General features: G+C 67.9%; 1 protein-coding gene. It reads left to right on the top strand.

What is annotated here, in order from left to right; all coding sequences use genetic code 11:
* Positions 1 to 866: polysaccharide biosynthesis/export family protein (locus J8I29_RS29650; RefSeq protein ID WP_209434422.1), on the top strand; the 866-nt coding region annotated here is incomplete at both ends.

The following is an 866-nucleotide window of genomic DNA, read 5'->3' as shown; positions in this document are numbered from 1 at the left end:
GGCCTGTTCGGCACCGCCGACGCCACCGGCAGCGCCGGCAGCAAGAGCGTGCAGTTGCCGCCCCAGCAGATCGATCGCGGCGGGCGCATCAACGTGCCCTATGCCGGCAGCGTCGTTGCCGCCGGCCGTACGCCCGCCCAGGTCGGGCAGGCCATCGTCAGCGCCTTGTCCTCCAAGGCGATCGAGCCGCAGGTGCTCGTCACCCTCACCCAGAATGCCGCCAATCTCGTCACGGTCTCCGGCGAAGTCGGCCAGGGCGGCCGCTTCCCCCTTGCCGTCAAGGGCACGCGCGTGCTCGATGCGATCGCCCTCGCCGGCGGGCCGCAGGCAGCCGCCCACGACCTCTTCGTGCGCCTGACGCGCGGCTCGCGCACGGGCGTGGAAAGCCTGACCTCCCTGGTCTCCAATCCGCGCGAGAACATCTATCTGCGCGCGGACGACCAGCTCTTCATCTATCGCGAGCCGCGCACCTTCACCGTGCTCGGCGCCACCGGCAAGAACGACACCATCGATTTCACCAGCGACAGGGTCACCCTCGCCGAAGCCATCGGCAAGGCCGGCGGCCTGAACGATTCGCGCTCGGATGCCAGCGGCGTCTTCGTGTTCCGCTACGAGGATGCAGCCGCCTATCGCGAACTCAGGGGCGGCGTGACGTCCGGTGGCTACCGGTCGGGCAGCGTCCCCGTCGTCTATCGCCTCGATATGAAGAATCCCGCCTCCTTCCTGTGGTCGCAGCGCTTCCTGATGCGCAACAAGGACGTGCTCTATATCTCCAACGCTCCGTCCACCGATCTGGCCAAGTTCCTCCAGATGATCGGCGGAGGCGTCGGCATCGTCAGCGCAGGCGCCAATCTCTCGACGATCGG

The sequence above is a fragment of the Labrys sp. LIt4 genome (assembly GCF_017813775.1).
In the GTDB taxonomy this organism is placed as follows: Bacteria; Pseudomonadota; Alphaproteobacteria; order Rhizobiales; family Labraceae; genus Labrys; species Labrys okinawensis_A.
Note: the sequence above shows the minus strand (reverse complement) of the source record. Positions and strands in the feature narration are given on the sequence as shown.